A 16,709-nucleotide genomic window follows, 5' to 3' on the forward strand; every position below is an offset into this window, starting at 1 on the left:
CCAAACACAAGCAAGATAGCAGGCGAGGAAACAGGGAAATGTCGGGCCCGATCAGGCACATCGTGATGTGGCGGCTGCGCGGGGAGACGCCAGCGGAGCGTTCCGCCGCCCGGGTCAAGGTCAAGACCCTGTTCGAGGGCTTGCGCGGACGGATCGACGGCCTCACCCATATCGAAGTCGGGCTCGATGTCAGCGATGTCGATTACGCCTGCGACGTCGTGCTGTTCTCCGAATTCACCGACCACGCTGCGCTCGCGGCCTATGCCACCCACCCGGAACATTTGCGCGTGCGCGAGGCGCTGGGCGACTTGCGGATCGGACGCTTCCAGGTCGATTATCCCATCAAAGAGACCGGCACATGATCGGTTCGTTCACCTTTGAAAACCTGCCCTGCCGCGTCGTGTTCGGCAGCGGAACGCTGGCTGGCGCCAAGGCCGAAGTCGAGCGGCTCGGCGGCAAGCGCGCGCTGGTACTGACGACGCCGCAGCAGGAGGCGCAAGGCAAAAAGCTGGGCGCGGCGCTCGGTCCGCTCTACGCCGGCATCTTTCCCGGCGCGACGATGCACACGCCGGTCGAGGTCACGGAGCGGGCGCTTGCGGCGATGAAGGCGTGCGATGCCGACTGCGTCGTCTCGCTCGGCGGCGGATCCACGACCGGGCTCGGCAAGGCGCTGGCCTTGCGCACCGGAATCAACCAGCTTTGCATTCCCACCACCTATGCCGGCTCGGAGATGACGCCGATCGTCGGCCAGACCGAGAACGGCCTGAAGACCACGGTGCGCGATGCCGCCATCCTGCCCGAGACGGTGATCTATGATGTCGATCTCACTTTGACTCTGCCGGCGAGCCTGGCCGCGACATCAGGCATCAACGCGATTGCGCATGCGGTGGAGGCGCTCTATGCGCGCGATGCCAATCCGGTGACGTCGCTGATGGCGGAGGAAGGCATCCGCGCGCTCGCCCGAGCCCTGCCCGCGATTGCCACGAAAAGCGACGATCGCGATGCCCGCACGGAAGCGCTCTATGGCGCCTGGCTGTGCGGCGTCTGCCTCGGCACCGTCGGCATGGCGCTGCATCACAAGCTCTGCCACACGCTCGGCGGCACCTTCGACCTGCCGCACGCCGAGACCCACACCATCGTGCTGCCGCATGCGCTGGCCTACAACGCGCCGGCCGTGCCCGATGCGATGGCGCGGATCTCACGCGCAATCGGCGTCCCCGATGCATCGCAAGGACTCTTCGAGCTCGCGAAGCGGCTGGGTGCGAAGGTTGCATTGCGCGACATCGGCATGCCCGAAAGCGGCATCGACAAGGCCGCGGATCTCGCTGTCACCAACGCCTACTGGAACCCGCGCCCGCTCGAACGCAACGCCATCCGCGACCTGATCGCGCGCGCCTGGGCCGGCGAGCCGCCCGGCGCCATCAAAGCGGCAGTTTGATTCGATGCAGCGCACGCTGATCAAATCCGCGGTCATCATCAGCATGGATGACACGATCGGCGATTTACCTGGCGGCGATGTGCTGATCGAGGGGAACCGCATCGTTGATTTGCGTCCATCGATTGATCTCGGCAGCGGCGCGACTGAAGCCGAGATCATCGACGGCAAAGGCCGCATCGTCATCCCCGGTCTCATCAACGCGCATATGCACACCTGGCAGACGGGTCTACGCGGCTATGCCGCCAACTGGACGCTGCTGGAATATTTCCGCCGCATGCATGCCGGGCTCGCAACGGTGTTCGGGCCCGAGGACATCCATATCGCGACCTTGGTGGGCGCGCTGAACCAGATCAACCAAGGTACCACCACGCTGGTCGACTGGTGCCACAACAATCCGACGCCCGATCATACCGACGCCGCCGTGCGCGGCCTGATCGAGAGCGGTATCCGCGCGGCCTTCTTCCACGGCTCGCCCAAACCTGAACCGAAACCGGGCGAGCCGCATTTCTCGGAAATCCCGCATCCACGCCGTGAGGTCGAGCGACTGCTGGCGGGGCCCCTCGCCGACCGCGACGGCCTCGTCACACTTGGGCTCGCGATCCTCGGCCCGCATTATTCGACGCTCGACGTCGCCATGCACGATTTCCGCATGGCGCGCGAGTTCAAGCTGATCGCATCCATGCATCAGGGCGGTGGTCCCGCCAAGACGCCTGGTGGCTGGGAGAAGCTGATCGGGGCCGGCCTCGTCGGCGCCGGAATCAACATCGTCCATGGCAACGACCTGCCTGACGAGCTCCTGGACCGGATGGTCGACCTCGGCGTCTCCTTCTCGGTGACGCCGGAGAACGAGATGGTCCAGGGCCACGGCTTCCCGATCACCGGACGGCTGCTCAAGCGCGGCGTGCGGCCGACCATCGGCATCGATCTGGAATCCGTGCTGGCCGGCGACCTCTTCTCCGCCGCGCGCGTTGCGCTCTCGATGCAGCGGGCGCTCGACAACGCCGAGTCGCGCAAGGTCACCAGCACCATTCCAGCGACGACCACGATCCCCGTCCGCGAGGCGCTACGCTGGATTACGACGGAAGGCGCCCGCATGCTCGGTCGCGAGCACCAGATCGGCTCGCTGACACCGGGCAAGCTCGCCGACCTCGTCATCATCGATTGCTCCGATCTCAACCTCGTCCCAGTGCACGATCCCGTTGCCACCGTGGTGATGCAAACGAGCCTCGCCAATATCGAGGCCGTGATGATCGGCGGCGTGTGGAAGAAGCGGAATGGACGGTTGCTGGCCGACGGTCTGGAGGCGAAAAAGCAATTGCTCGCGCAATCCGGCCGGCGGCTGGTGCACGACATCGAACGACAGGGACACGCCGCCTGAGGGCGTCAAGGACAACAACAATGACTGACACGCCAAAGAACGTCGCTTTCATCGGGATCGGCAAGATGGGCCTGCCGATGTCGGTGCTCGTCGCCAAGGCCGGTTATGTCGTGACCGCGTTCGACCGGAGCACGACACGGCTCGACGAGGCGCGCGCGCAAGGCATTTCGATTGCCGCTTCGCCGGCGGAGGCCGTGGGCGGCAAGGTCGCGATCATCACGTCCTTACCCGATGACGCTGCCTTGCGCGGCGCGTTGCTCGGCTCCACCGGCCTCATCGCCGCGATGGCTGCCGGAACTGTCCTGATCGAGACCAGCACCGTGAGCGTCGAGGCGTCCGCAGAGGTCGACGCAGCTGCACAGGCGCGCGGTGTCTTCTACCTGCGGGCGCCGGTCTCGGGCAATGCCAGCATCGTTCACACCGGCGCGCTGAGCTGCTTCGTCTCGGGCCCGAAGGACGCCTACGAAAACGCAAAGCCGCTGCTCGCCGCCTTCACCCGCGCCCAGACCTATCTCGGGCCCGGCGAGGAAGCGCGATATGCGAAGCTTGCGGTCAATTTGATGATCGCTGTCTCGGCCGCCATGATGGCGGAAAGCCTGGCGCTGGCGCGCAAGGGCGGCATCGGCTGGCAGGACATTCTGAAAGTTCTCGACGACAGCGCGGTGGCCTCACCGATGGTGAAGTACAAGACCGCGCCGCTGCGTAACCGCGATTTCGACTCGACCTTTTCCTGCAGGCAGATGGCCAAGGATCTCGATCTGATCCTCGGCGCCGGCCACGCGGTCGGCGTGCCGCTTCAGCTCGCCGCCCAAGTGCGGGAGACCTATGGCTCGCTGGTCGCGCAAGGCGACGGCGACGCTGACTTCATCGCGACTGTCAAACACATCGAGCGGCTGTCCGGCCTCGGCGAGCCCAAACTCTGAGTTACGGAGGCATCTATGCGCAATTTCAACGAGAACACCATCACCGACGCCGTGCTGGAGCAGATCGCGGGCGCAACCGATCCGCGCATCAAGCAGGTCAGCGAAGCGCTGGTGCGCCACCTTCATGCCTTTGTCCGCGAGGTGCGGCCGACCCAGAAGGAATGGGAATACGGCATCGACTTCCTGACCCGCACCGGCCAGATGTGCGACGACAAGCGCCAGGAGTTCATCCTGCTGTCGGACGCGCTCGGCGTCTCCATGCTGGTCGACGCCATCAACCATCCGGTGCCGGAAGGCGCGACCGAAACCACGGTGCTCGGTCCGTTCTTCGTGCAGGCCTCGCCCGAGAAAGACAACGGCGCTGACATCTCCGGCCCGATGGAGGGCGATCCGATGCTCGTCACCGGCTCGGTGTCGACTGTCGACGGACGGCCGCTCGCGGACGCGGTCGTCGACGTCTGGCATTCCGACGACGACGGCTATTACGACGTGCAGCAGCTCGACAAGATCGGCGATCTTGCGATGCGGGCGCGCTTCCACACCGACCAGAATGGCCGATTCAATTTCTGGTCGATCAAGCCGGCCGCCTATCCGATCCCGCATGACGGCACGGTCGGCGACATGCTGGCGGTCCAGAGCCGCCATCCCTGGCGCCCGGCGCATGTGCATTTCATGATCTCGGCGCCCGGCTTCGAGCAACTCGTGACCCATGTGTTCGTGGCCGGCGACCAGTATCTCGACAGCGACGTGGTGTTCGGCGTCAAGGACAGCCTGATCCGCGAATTTGTGCGGTGCCCGCCAGGTCGTGCGCCCGATGGTCGCATGGTGGACAGCGAGTATTTTCATCTCAACTATGATTTCGGCCTGAAGCAGGTCGCAAGCAGCGCAAGAGCCGCCTAAGCTGAACGACGGCGGACCAACAAGAGTCCGGCAGGGCAAGACAGGGAGCAAGGATGGGACCACGGGTCAGCACGGGCATATTGGCCGATCGCCTCACAGGCTTGATCGGCCCGCGCGCGAGCGTCGCGCGTGGCGTGCTCGATCAGCATGGGCAGAGCGAGTCACATTATCGCAGCCTGCCGCCAGACATCGTCGTATTCCCTGAAACCACGCAGGAGGTCGCGGAGATCGTCAAGCTATGCGCGGGCGCGAACATGCCCATCGTTCCGTTCGGCGCCGGGACCTCGCTCGAAGGCAATGCGGCCGCGGTCGCGGGGGGAGTCTGCTTCGACTTCGCACGCATGAACAAGGTGCTGACGGTGCACGAGAGCGACATGGACGTCGTGGTCCAGCCCGGCATCACACGAAAGCAGCTCAATGCGGCGCTGCGCGGCACCGGGCTTTTCTTTCCGATCGACCCCGGCGCCGACGCCTCGATCGGCGGCATGACGTCCACGCGGGCCTCCGGCACCATGGCGGTGCGCTACGGCACCATGAAGGACAACGTCATGGCGCTGGAGGTGGTGCTGGCCGACGGCCGCGTGATCCGAACCGCCCGGCGTGCGCGCAAGTCGGCCGCCGGTTACGACCTGACCCGCATGTTCGTCGGCGCCGAGGGCACGCTCGGTGTCATCACCGAGATCACGCTCAAGGTGCATCCCGTGCCGCAGGCGATCTCGGCCGCGGTCTGCAGCTTCGACACCCTGCAGGACGCCGTGGACACCGCGATCTCCGTGATCCAGTCCGCGATCCCCGTGGCGCGCATCGAGCTGCTCGACGACGTCATGATGCGCGGCATCAACGCCTATGCGAAGCTCGGCTATCGCGAAGCCCCGACCCTGTTCTTCGAATTCCATGGTTCTGAGACTTCCGTCGCCGAGCAGGCCGAGGCCGCACAGGCCATTGCCGCCGACCATGGCGGCCATGGCTTTGCCTGGGCGAAGGCACCGGAGGATCGCAGCCGTCTCTGGCACGCCCGCGACAACACGCTCTATGCCGGCCTGGGCCTCCGCCCCGGCGCGCGTGCCGTGATCACCGATGTCTGCGTGCCGATCTCGCGACTGGCGGAATGCCTCACGGAGACCCGGCGCGACGCGGACGGGCGCGGGTTCATCGCGCCGATCGTCGGCCACGTCGGCGACGGCAATTTCCACATGCTGATCCTGATTGACCCGGCAAGGCCGGAGGAAGTGGAAGGCGCCAAGGCGCTCCAGGCTCGCATGGTCGCCCGCGCGATTGCCATGGACGGCACCTGCACCGGCGAGCACGGCATCGGGCTCGGCAAGATCGATTATCTCGCTGATGAACTCGGCGAGGCCGTCGATGTGATGCGATCGATCAAGACCGCGCTCGACCCCAAGGGCCTGATGAATCCCGGAAAGATCTTTGCAAGCGGAGCGCAGGCATGAGCACCGCCGCATTGGCCGTCGAGCCCTCCTCGCCTGTCCCGCTCCTCGAGCTGCGCGGCATCAGCAAGGAGTTTCCTGGCGTCAAGGCGCTGGATGACGTGTCCTTTGCCGTCTTCCCCGGCGAAGTCCATATGCTGCTGGGCGAGAACGGCGCCGGCAAGTCGAGCCTGATGAAGGTGCTGTGCGGGGCCTATCGCGCCGATGCCGGCGAGTTCTACTTCAAGGGCGAGCCGGTCGCGATCAACTCGGCCGCAGACGCGCAGAAGCTCGGCATCGCCGTGATCTTCCAGGAATTCTCGCTGGTCCCCCATCTCGATATCGCCCAGAACATTTTTCTCGGCCGCGAGCCGAAGGGCCGCATCCCCGGCACCATCGACCGCCGCAAGATTTTGGCCGACGCCGCGCGCGTGCTTGGCACGATCGGCTTTGACATCGACCCGTCAACCATCGTCGACAAGTTAGGGGTGGCGCAGCAGCAGATGGTCGAGATCGCCAAAGCGATCAGCCAGAACGCCCGCATCCTCGTGATGGACGAACCGACCGCAGCACTGTCCGATCGCGAGACCGAGCTGCTGTTCGCGCTAATCGCGCGGCTGAAGGCCGACGGCGTCTCCATCGTCTACATCTCGCACCGCATGGCGGAGGTGTTCGCGCTCGGAGACCGCATCACCGTGCTGCGCGACGGTCGTCGCATCGACGGCGTTCGCCCGGCCGACGTCACGCCGGACCAGCTCGTCCGCATGATGGTCGGCCGCAATGTCGACATGACCTACCCGCGCAATTTTGCCGACGAACCCGGCGAAGTGCTGCTCGAGGTCAAGGGCCTGAGCGCCTCCACCGGAATCTCGGACATCAACATCGAGGTGCGGCGGGGCGAGATCGTCGGCCTGTGTGGCCTGGTCGGCTCCGGTCGTAGCGAGGTCGCGCGCGCGATCTTCGGGGCCGATCCCGTGACATCAGGCGAGATCGTCTTCGACGGCAAGACTATCTCCGGCGAGCCTGATCTTGCCGCCCGCTGCGGCATTGCGCTGATCCCGGAGAGCCGCAAGAGCGAGGGCCTCGCACTGTTGCGGTCGGTGGGGGACAATCTGGTGGTGTCGGCGCTGCGAAAGCTGTTTCCGAGCGGTCTGTTCGATCAACGCAGCGCGCAGCGCACTGCCGACGGCCTGATCCGGCAGTTGCGCATTGCGACGCCCAGCGCGCGCCAGACCGTCGGTCTGCTCTCCGGCGGCAATCAGCAGAAGGTCGTGATCGGGAAGTGGCTCGCTGCCGGCTCGAAGCTCTTCATCTTCGACGAGCCGACCCGGGGCATCGACATCGGCGCCAAGGCCGAAATCTTCGCCCTGATCGACCGACTTGTCGCTGAAGGCGCGGCCGCGCTGATGATCTCGTCCGAACAGGTCGAGATCTGCCATGTCTGCGACCGCGCCTATGTGATGCGCGAGGGGCGTGTCGCCGGGCACCTCGCGCGCAACGAGCTGACGGAGGAGAACATCGTGCGACTGGGGATGCATCATGCGTGAGGCCCCAGTCGTCTCTCAACCCAATCCATTGCAACGCATTCCCGGCGTTGCCATCGTGCTGGTGCTGCTGATCGCGCTGTTCAGCACGATCGCGCCCGGTTTTCTGTCGGTCGCCAACCTCTCCAACGTGCTGGTGCAGTCGACGATCCTGACCATGCTCGCGCTGCCGATGACCTTGATCATCATGACCGAGGGGCTGGACCTGTCGATGGGCGCGGTGCTGACCCTGACCTCGCTCTGCGTCGCCATCGTCTCGCTCGCCACCCACTCGATGTCGCTCGGCCTCGGTGCCGGGCTTCTCGTCGGCACAGCCTTCGGCTTCGCCAACGGCTGGCTGGTCGCCATCGTGGGCATCCCACCTTTCGTCGCGACCTTGGGCACGCTTGGCATGGCGCAAGGCCTGTCACTGATCGTCAGCGACGGCCAGAGCGTGGTCGGCATCCCCCACAGCGTACGCGACATCTATTCGGCGACGCTGCTGGGCGTTCCCGTGCCGATCGTGATGGCGCTGGTGACCTATGCAACGTTTCACGGCCTGCTCTATCACACCCGTTTCGGCACCTACATCTTCGCGCTCGGCGGCAACCGGGAGGCGCTGCGCTATGCCGGCCTGTCACCCAACCGTCTGCTGATCATGGTCTATGCGATCGGTGGCGCGATGGCCGGCATTGCCGGCCTGCTGATGACGGCGCGGATGAATTCCGGTCACCCGACGGCCGGCCTCGGTCTCGAATTCGATGCGATCGCGGCCGTCGCCGTCGGCGGCACGTCGTTCGAGCGCGGCAATGGCTGGCTGCTCGGCACCGTGCTCGGCGTGCTCTCGGTGGGCGTGCTGCGCAACGGGCTGAACCTGATCTCGCTGCCGTCCTCGGTGCAGGTCGCAAGCGTCGGCGTCCTCGTCATCGTCGCGCTGTTCCTCGACGGGCTCAGGAGCCGCGCATGACCGACCTCAGCAAAGAGGCCATCGCGCCGCCGCGCTCGTTCCTGTCGCAGGATGCGATCCAATTATTCTATCGCCTGCTTGCGGCGCTGCTGATCTGTGCGGTGCTTGCCGTGCTCAGCGATTCCTTCCTGAGCCTCGGCAACATCCTCAATGTGCTCAGGCAGGCGAGCCTGACCTTCTTCATCGCCTCCGGCCTGACCCTGGTGGTGCTGACCGCGGGCCTCGATCTCTCCGTCGGCGCCAATGTCGCGCTGTCCGCCTGCATCGCCGGGACCGTGATCCACAAGACCGGCTCGCCGGCGCTCGGCATCCTCACCGGACTTGCTTGCGGCGGCATCGTCGGCCTGCTCAACGGCGTCATGGTCACCGCGCTTCGTATCCCCTCCTTCATCGCCACCTACGGCATGCTCTGGGTGCTGAACGGCCTCACCTACTGGTACATGGCGGGCGAAACCCTTCACGGCTTTCCGGCAGGCTTCCGCCAGATCGGCAGCGGCTATCTGTTCGGCCTGCCGATCCCGGTCTACCTGCTGCTGGTGTTCCTCGGGATCGGAACACTGTTTGCGCAGCGAACGATCTGGGGCCAGGAGATCTATGCGATCGGCGCCAATCCGGTCGCGGCACGACTCTCCGGCATTCCGGTCGCGCGCCGCCTGCTGCTGGTCTACGCCGTCTCCGGCACCATGGCGGGGCTCGCCTCGATCATCTTCCTGTCGCGGCTCAATTCGGCCGAGGCTGACATCGGCGAAAGCCTGACGCTGCCCGCGATCGCCGCCGTTCTGATCGGCGGCACCTCGCTGTTCGGTGGCGTCGGCACGGTGTTCGGCACCTTCATCGGCGCACTGATCCTGACGCTGGTGCTGAACGGCATGAACCTCTTGTCGGTCAGCGCCAACTGGCAGCCGCTGGTCACCGGCATCATCGTCATTCTCGCGGTCTGGCTCGACATGAAGACCCGCCGCCGCACGCAATGAGTTCTTGAACGACCAACAAGCAAAACGAGGGATGGAGGCAACATGAAACAGACACTGGGTTATTTGGCGCTGCCGCTGCTGATGGCGGCCGCGCTCACCACGCAAGCGCGAGCCGACGGCGAGACCATCGCCGTCTTCACCAAGAACCAGACCAACCCGTTCTTCCAGACCGTGCGGGTCGGCGCCGACAACATGGCGAAGACGCTGAACGCGAAGACGCTGCAGTACATCCCGACCAAGCCCGACAGCATTCCCGAGCAGCTCAGCCAGATCGAGGACGTCGTGGTGAAGAAGCCGAGCGCCATCGTCTTCACGCCGGTCGACTACAAGGCGATGGTGCCGGGTGTCGAGAAGATCAACGAAGCCAAGATCCCCGTCGTCAACATCACCGACCGCTCGGCCGGCGGCAAGTTCCTCTCCTTCGTCGGCGCCGACGATTACAGCCTCGGGCTCGAGACCGCGCGCTTCCTGCTCAAGACGCTGGGCGGCAAGGGCAACATCGTCATCATCGAGGGCGTCAAGGGCTCGCTGACCAATGTCGACCGCGTCCGCGGCTTCAACGACGCGCTGAAGGAAAACGCCGGCGCAAAACTGCTGGCCTCGCAGCCCGGAAATTACCAGCGGCTTCAGGCGCTCCAGGTGATGGAGAATCTGATGCAGTCGAACGCGCAGATCGACGGCGTGCTCGCCGCCAATGACGCCATGGCCGTCGGTGCGATCGAGGCGCTCGACGGCGCCAACCGCAAGGCGCAGGTGATCGGCATCAACGGCACCAAGGAAGCGATCGACGCGATCAAGTCCGGCAAGCTGCTCGCGAGCGGCGACTACAACGGATTTTTTCAGGGATGCCTTGGCACCATGATGGCGATCCGCTCCCTGCGCAACCAGCCCGTCATTGCCGAGATCGTGCTGAAGCCGACCGTGATCACCAAGGACAATTACCAGCCGTTCGACGTGCCGCTGGAGCAACGGAGCTGCCCGACTTTCGAGGAAGCCAGCAAGCTCGGCGGCAAGTAACCAGGCGCACCCATCACGACAAGCCCGGACGGCCGCAGCCGCGGCCGTCCCAAGAAACGGACGCATAAACGGAGACCATCATGCTGTTCGCCATTCACGCCCTCGACCGCGCCGGCGCGCTGCCGATCCGGCTCGCCAATTACGACGCCCACAAGGCTTTCCTGAGCGACACCTCGCGCTTCGGCGTCGAGATCGTGATGTCGGGACCGCTGGTCTCCGACGACGGCGCGACCATGATCGGCAGCCTGTTCCTGATCGAGGCGCCTGGCCGCAGCGAGGTCGAGGCTTTCAACCGAGCCGATCCGTTTGCGGCGGCCGACATCTGGGACAAGGTCACGATCACGGGCTTCCTGCGCCGCCAAGGCTGAAAGGCGGCTCAACAAAAACGCGAAAACAACCCCATGCACAGTAAGAACGGGGTTGTTTTTACACATGAATTTTCGTCGCAAACGTCTTTGACTCGTCGGGCAGAACAGGAGCGGAGTGCCATCCTTGCCCGATTGTCGCCCCTACGCCTCGATCCAGAGCTTCGCCGCGGCCCCAACGGCTAGCCGCTCGCCACCGCGGCACCTTCTTCGAGATGACAGGCCACCCACTGCTCGGGGCCGGCCGCGCGCAATGTCGGCTCCTCGGTCCGGCAGCGATCGAACACGAGCGGGCAACGGGTGTGGAAGCGGCACCCGCTCGGCGGGTTGATCGGACTCGGCACGTCGCCCTTGAGGATGATCGGATTGCGCTGGGCCCCCGGCTCCGGCAGCGGGACCGCCGAGAGCAGCGCCTTGGTGTAAGGATGCTTTGGCGCGGCGAAGATCTCGTAGCGCGGCGCCACCTCGACGATCTTGCCGAGATACATGACCGCGACGCGATGGGTCATGTGCTCGACGATCGCGAGGTCGTGGCTGATGAACAGCAGCGCCAGGCCGAACTCGCGCTGGAGATCCTGCAGCAGATTGACGATCTGGGCCTTGACCGAGACGTCGAGCGCCGAGACCGCCTCGTCGCAGACGATCAGCTCGGGCTCGGCGGCGAGCGCCCGCGCGATGCCGATGCGCTGGCGCTGGCCGCCGGAAAATTCATGCGGCCTGCGGTTCAACGCCTCGCGCGGCAGGCGCACGGTGTCCATCAGCGCGGTCACGCGGGTCTCGAGGTCGATTGCGGATTTGGCGAGGCCGAAATTGCGGATCGGCTCGGCCAGGATGTCGCGCACGCGCATGCGCGGATTGAGGCTCGAGAACGGGTCCTGGAACACCACCTGCACACGGCGGCGCATCTGGCGCATCGTGCTCGGATGGGCGTCGTCGATGCGCTGGCCGTCGAGGATGACCTGCCCCGACGTGATGTCGAACAGTCGCAGGATCGCACGGCCGACCGTCGATTTGCCGCAACCGGACTCGCCGACCAGAGAGAGCGTCTCGCCGCGCGCGATCTCGAACGACACGCCGTCCACCGCATAGACCCATTCGGACTTGCGGCTGAACAGGCCCTTTTTAACCGGGAAGTGCTTCTTGAGGTCGTTGACCTGGAGCAGCGGGGGACTCATGCCGCGACCGCTCCCTTGGCCGCATAGTGGCAGGCCGCGACGTGACGTGGCCCCTTCTCTTCGAGCCCCGGCGCGTACTGCCGGCAGAGATCGGTCGCGAGCGCGCAACGTCCGGCGAAGACGCAGCCGACGATGGGCTTGCGCAGATCAGGCACCTGCCCCGGAATTTCAGCCAGCCGTCTCGCGGTGCCGGTCAGCGACGAGCCGAGCCGCGGCACTGCGCCGAGCAGGCCCTGCGTATAGGGATGACGCGGCGATCGGAACAGTTCCGCCACCGGCGCCTCCTCGACCTTGCGGCCGGCATACATGACCATGACGCGCTCGGCGATCTCGGCGACCACGCCGAGATCGTGGGTGATCAGGATGATCGCTGCGCCAACCCGGTGCTTGAGGTCCAGCATCAATTTCAGGATCTGCGCCTGGATCGTCACGTCGAGCGCGGTGGTCGGCTCGTCGGCAATGAGAAGCTTTGGATTGCAGGCGAGTGCAATGGCGATCATGACACGCTGGCGCATGCCGCCGGAGAGCTGATGCGGATATTCGCGCACGCGACGCTTCGGCTCTGGAATGCCGACCAGAATCAACATCTCGATGGCGTGCGCCTCTGCGGCCTGCTTGTCCAGGCCCTGGTGGATCATCAGCGTCTCGCGGATTTGACGCCCGACGGTCAGGACCGGGTTGAGGCTGGTCATCGGCTCCTGAAAAATCATCGAGATGTCGTTGCCGCGGATCGCGCGCATCTCGCGGTCGGACATTTGCAGCAGGTCCTTGCCCGCGAAGCGGATGCTGCCGGCGATCCTTCCCGGCGGTTCCGGGATCAGCCGCATCAGCGACATCGAGGTCACCGACTTGCCGCAGCCGGACTCACCGACGATCGCGAGCGTCTCGCCCTCGTTGACATGGAACGAGACGCCTTCCACCGCGCGGTTGATGCCGCTGGGCGTCCGGAAGTGGGTCTGGAGGTTCTCAACTTCGAGCAGCGCCATCGTGATCAGCCCCTTGACATCAGAGGCTCTTGGCCATGCGCGGATCGAGCGCATCGCGAAGGCCGTCGCCGAGCAGGTTCACGGCAAGCACGGTGACGGACAGGAAGGCCGCCGGAAAGAACACGATGTAGGGTTTGACCTGCCACAGCGCCCGCCCCTCGGCCATGATGTTGCCCCAGGACGGAATGGTCGGCGGCGTACCAGCGCCGATGAAGGACAGGATCGCCTCGGTGATCATCGCGCTGGCACAAATGTAAGTCGCCTGGATCAGCATCGGCGCCAGCGTGTTGGGCAGGATATGGCGCAGGATGATCATCGGTGTGCGCGTGCCGCAGGCCACTGCCGCATCCACGTAGGGCTGCTCGCGCAGCGAGAGCACGACGCTGCGCACGAGGCGGGAGACGCGCGGGATTTCGGCGACGGTGATCGCGAGAATGACGTTGCCGACGCTGCCGCGTGTCAGCGCCATCAGCGCGATCGCCAGCAGGATCGGCGGGATCGACATCAGGCCGTCCATGAAGCGCATCAAGATGCCGTCGGCCCAGCGGATGAAGCCGGAGACGATGCCGATGGCGAGACCGGCCGCGGAGGCGAAGATCGCAACGGACAAGCCGACCGTGAGCGAGACCCGCGCGCCGAATAGCACGCGTGAATAGATGTCACGGCCGAGAACGTCGGTGCCAAACCAGTAAAGCGCCGACGGTGCGCGGGTCCGCTTGGCCGGCGCAAGTGCGGTCGGATCCACCGTTCCAAGATAAGGCGCAAAGATCGCGATCAGGACGAGCAACAGCAGCAACGTGCCGCCAATGGCAACGGTGGGATGGCCGCGCAGCAGCCCGACGAAGCCGCGCCGGATCGTAACCGGCCGGAGGATCTCAGGCAGTTGCGGCGCGAGGACGAAGCCCGCCGGCAGCGCTTGCGGATTGACGGTCGTATCGGTCAATAGCGGATCCTCGGGTCAACGAGCGTATAAATGACGTCGATCATCAGATTGACGAGGACGTAGACGAAGCTGAACAGCAGCACGATGCCCTGGATTACGGGATAATCGCGGCGCAGGATCGCGTCGATCGTGAGCCGGCCGAGGCCGGGAATCGCGAAAACGCTTTCCGTGACGACCGCGCCGCCGATCAGCAGCGCGATGCCGATGCCGATCACCGTGACGATCGGCACCGCCGCGTTCTTCAGCGCGTGGACGAACAGGATGCCGCCCTGTCCGAGGCCCTTGGCGCGCGCGGTGCGGATATAATCCTGCTGCAATACTTCGAGCATGGTGGCGCGCGTGATACGGGCGATCAGCGCGATGTAGACACAGCCGAGCGCGATCGCCGGCAGGATCAGGTTTTGCAGCCAGGGCCAGACGCCCTGGGCGAGCGGCGTATAGCCTTGCACCGGAAGCCATTCGAGCTCCAGCGCGAAGACGTAGGCGAGGACATAGCCGACGACGAAGACCGGCAGGGAGAAGCCGAACACGGCAAAGGCCATGATGGCCCGGTCGATCAGGCTTCCCGCCTTCCAGGCCGCCAGCACGCCGAGCGGCACCGCGACCACGATCGTGAGCAGGAGCGTGACCATCATCAGCGACAGCGTCGGCCCGAGGCGCTGCCCTATCATGGTCGAGACCGGCAAATTGGTGAAGATCGAGGTGCCGAGATCGCCATGCAGAATGCGCCAGACCCAACTGCCGAACTGGATCAGGAAGGGTCGATCGAGGCCGAGGCTCTGACGGATACGCTCCACATCCTCCGGACTTGCCTGATCGCCTGCGATCACCACGGCGGGATCTCCCGGCGCGATGTAGAGCAGGCTGAACACGAACAGCGCGACGATGGCCATCACTGGCAAGGTCGAGGCGATACGCCGGAGGATGTAGGATAGCATCTGGCTTCAGCGCAAGGTCATGCGGATTTCGACACGCCCCAGAAGAACGGCAGCGGCCCCTTTGTGATGCCGGAGACGTTCTTGCGCCAGGCCGTGTAGCTGAGGAAGAAGCCGGTCGGCGCGTAGACGACGTCCTCGAGCGCGACCTTGTTGAGACGAGCGACCGCGGCCTTCTCCTCGTCGAGGCCCTTGGCCTCGAACCAGGACGTGACCTCCTTTTCCGTGCCGGGGCTGTTCGGCCAGCCGAACCAGGCCTTGTCGCCGTTGGCGCGAATGGCGGTATAGGGCGCCGGATTGATGCAGTCCGAACCCGCATGCCAGGTGTGGAACATGTTCCAGCCGCCCTGTCCGGGCGGCGTCTTTTGCGCGCGACGCGAGCCGACCGTGCCCCAATCGGTCGCGACGAAGTCGACATTCATGCCGAGCTTCTTCAAGAGATCGGCGGTCACATCGCCGAACGCCTTGGTGATCGGCTGGTCCTGCGCCACCAGGCAGGTCACCGGCTGGCCGGAATAACCGCTCTCGGCGAGCAGCTTCTTGGCAGCGTCAAGATCGCGCTTGCCCTTGAGGACCTCGCCGCCCGCCTCGGTGTAGAGCGGCGTATCCGGTGTGAAGAAGCCGGGCAGCGACTTCCACAGCGAATTGTCGTCACCGACGAGCGCGCGCATATAGTCTTCCTGGCTCATCGCCATCAGCACTGCGCGCCGCGCCCGCACGTCGTTGAAGGGCGGATACAGGAAGTTCATGCGGAACGAGCCGACATTGCCGAGCGGATCGCCGATGTCGACGCTGATGTTCTTGTTGTTCTTGAGGACCGGGACGAGATCGGCGATGGGGTTCTCCCACCAGTCGATCTCGCCGTTTTGCAACGCGGCCGCGGCGGTCGCCGGATCCGGCATCACGATCCATTCGACGCGGTCGAGCAGCATCTGCTTGCCGCCGGCGAGCCACGACGCCTTCTCCTGCCGCGGTACATAGTCGGCAAACTTCTCGAACACGGCTTTCGCGCCGGGGACCCACTCGCCCTTGGCAAACTTCATCGGCCCCGAGCCGACATAATCGCCGATCTGCTTGAACGGGTCGGTCTGCGCGATGCGCTCCGGCATGATGAAGGCGCAGGGCGAGTTGTTCTTGCCAAGCGCATACAGCATCTTCGGGAACGGCTGCTTCAGCACCCATTTGAAAGTGCGATCGTCGACAGCAGTGAGTTCCTGCTGCAGTGCCTTGAGCATCAGCCCCATCGGATCGCGCGCCGCCCAGCGGGTGAGACTCGCAACGACGTCCTTGCTCCGCACCGGCTCGCCGTCGTGGAATTTGAGGCCCGGCCGCAATTTGAACGTCCAGGTGGTGCCGTCGTCGGTCACTTCCTCGGACTCGACCATCTGCCGCTGCGGCTGGAGCGCGGAATCGACGCCGTAGAGCGTATCCCAGACCAGCGCGGCGGCATTGCGCACGACATATTGCGTGCCCCAGATCGGGTCGAAATTGGCGAGGTTTGCCTGCGGCACGAAGCGCAGGGTGCGCGCGGAGGCGCCTTGTGCGATCGCCGGGGCCGAGAGGCCGCTCAATGCCAGACCGCCCGCGCCGGCCAGTCCCTTCAATACGGTCCTGCGATCCATGAAATCCTCCCAATAGTGCCGTGATGCCGGCCATCGTTGGCCAAGAACAGGTGAAACCAGAGCTCATTGGCGTGCAAATGGTATGCCACTAACCGGACCTTCGCCAGCGGGATATCCGCACCATTTGGGCCGGGCGAGA

At 65.1% G+C, this 16,709-nt stretch carries 16 protein-coding genes; 11 read left to right on the forward strand and 5 right to left on the reverse strand.

Features of this window, described 5'->3' with window-relative positions:
* Positions 1-38: 38 nt before the first annotated feature.
* The 11 genes from AC0L3K_RS07325 to AC0L3K_RS07375 all read left to right on the forward strand — a co-directional run bounded on the left by AC0L3K_RS07325 (position 39) and on the right by AC0L3K_RS07375 (position 10,912).
* A complete protein-coding gene (locus AC0L3K_RS07325; RefSeq protein ID WP_007593067.1) occupies positions 39-362 on the forward strand; it encodes a Dabb family protein in 324 nt (107 codons plus the stop codon).
* Positions 359-1,438 (forward strand): maleylacetate reductase, encoded by a 1,080-nt coding sequence (locus AC0L3K_RS07330; RefSeq protein WP_473365690.1) that lies wholly within the window; start codon positions 359-361, stop codon positions 1,436-1,438. Before AC0L3K_RS07325 ends, AC0L3K_RS07330 begins: the two co-directional genes overlap by 4 nt.
* A gap of 4 nt (positions 1,439-1,442) precedes the next feature.
* Positions 1,443-2,816, forward strand: a complete 1,374-nt coding sequence (locus AC0L3K_RS07335; protein ID WP_473253356.1) for an amidohydrolase family protein — start codon at positions 1,443-1,445, stop codon at positions 2,814-2,816.
* A gap of 20 nt (positions 2,817-2,836) precedes the next feature.
* Positions 2,837-3,739 carry an NAD(P)-dependent oxidoreductase gene (locus AC0L3K_RS07340; protein WP_354127570.1) on the forward strand — a complete coding sequence of 301 codons (903 nt, stop codon included), beginning with the start codon at positions 2,837-2,839 and terminating at the stop codon, positions 3,737-3,739.
* A 15-nt stretch (positions 3,740-3,754) separates the two neighbouring features.
* Complete coding sequence (locus tag AC0L3K_RS07345; protein ID WP_473365691.1) at positions 3,755-4,639, forward strand: intradiol ring-cleavage dioxygenase; 885 nt, start codon at positions 3,755-3,757, stop codon at positions 4,637-4,639.
* 53 nt (positions 4,640-4,692) lie between these two features.
* Complete coding sequence (locus tag AC0L3K_RS07350) at positions 4,693-6,087, forward strand: FAD-linked oxidase C-terminal domain-containing protein (RefSeq protein ID WP_007593073.1); 1,395 nt, start codon at positions 4,693-4,695, stop codon at positions 6,085-6,087.
* Complete coding sequence (locus AC0L3K_RS07355) at positions 6,084-7,610, forward strand: sugar ABC transporter ATP-binding protein (protein WP_007593075.1); 1,527 nt, start codon at positions 6,084-6,086, stop codon at positions 7,608-7,610. Before AC0L3K_RS07350 ends, AC0L3K_RS07355 begins: the two co-directional genes overlap by 4 nt.
* Positions 7,603-8,553 (forward strand): ABC transporter permease, encoded by a 951-nt coding sequence (locus tag AC0L3K_RS07360; RefSeq protein WP_473365692.1) that lies wholly within the window; start codon positions 7,603-7,605, stop codon positions 8,551-8,553. Before AC0L3K_RS07355 ends, AC0L3K_RS07360 begins: the two co-directional genes overlap by 8 nt.
* Positions 8,550-9,527 (forward strand): ABC transporter permease, encoded by a 978-nt coding sequence (locus tag AC0L3K_RS07365; RefSeq protein WP_473253358.1) that lies wholly within the window; start codon positions 8,550-8,552, stop codon positions 9,525-9,527. Before AC0L3K_RS07360 ends, AC0L3K_RS07365 begins: the two co-directional genes overlap by 4 nt.
* A 42-nt stretch (positions 9,528-9,569) precedes the next feature.
* The gene (locus AC0L3K_RS07370) at positions 9,570-10,544 is read left to right on the forward strand and encodes a sugar ABC transporter substrate-binding protein (RefSeq protein ID WP_027517121.1); all 975 of its coding nucleotides are present in this window, start codon (positions 9,570-9,572) and stop codon (positions 10,542-10,544) included.
* Between the two features lie 80 nt (positions 10,545-10,624).
* Positions 10,625-10,912 carry a YciI family protein gene (locus tag AC0L3K_RS07375; RefSeq protein WP_219681065.1) on the forward strand — a complete coding sequence of 96 codons (288 nt, stop codon included), beginning with the start codon at positions 10,625-10,627 and terminating at the stop codon, positions 10,910-10,912.
* Between the two features lie 179 nt (positions 10,913-11,091).
* On the opposite strand, the gene AC0L3K_RS07380 is transcribed toward AC0L3K_RS07375, so the two are convergent.
* The 5 genes from AC0L3K_RS07380 to AC0L3K_RS07400 are packed head-to-tail and all read right to left on the reverse strand — an operon-like array spanning position 11,092 to position 16,570.
* The gene (locus AC0L3K_RS07380) at positions 11,092-12,084 is read right to left on the reverse strand and encodes an ABC transporter ATP-binding protein (RefSeq protein ID WP_007593084.1); all 993 of its coding nucleotides are present in this window, start codon (positions 12,082-12,084) and stop codon (positions 11,092-11,094) included.
* Positions 12,081-13,070, reverse strand: a complete 990-nt coding sequence (locus AC0L3K_RS07385) for an ABC transporter ATP-binding protein (protein ID WP_007593086.1) — start codon at positions 13,068-13,070, stop codon at positions 12,081-12,083. Before AC0L3K_RS07385 ends, AC0L3K_RS07380 begins: the two co-directional genes overlap by 4 nt.
* Before the next feature lie 19 nt (positions 13,071-13,089).
* Positions 13,090-14,013, reverse strand: coding sequence for an ABC transporter permease (locus AC0L3K_RS07390; protein ID WP_007593091.1), 924 nt, complete (start codon positions 14,011-14,013; stop codon positions 13,090-13,092).
* On the reverse strand, positions 14,010-14,951 hold the full coding sequence (locus AC0L3K_RS07395) for an ABC transporter permease (RefSeq protein WP_007593093.1): 942 nt from the start codon (positions 14,949-14,951) through the stop codon (positions 14,010-14,012). Before AC0L3K_RS07395 ends, AC0L3K_RS07390 begins: the two co-directional genes overlap by 4 nt.
* Positions 14,952-14,968: 17 nt before the next feature.
* Entirely contained in the window at positions 14,969-16,570 is a 1,602-nt protein-coding gene (locus tag AC0L3K_RS07400; RefSeq protein ID WP_219681063.1) for an ABC transporter substrate-binding protein, read from the reverse strand.
* Between the last annotated feature and the right edge of the window lie 139 nt (positions 16,571-16,709).

It is taken from the genome of Bradyrhizobium sp. MI1.10, assembly GCF_055811035.1.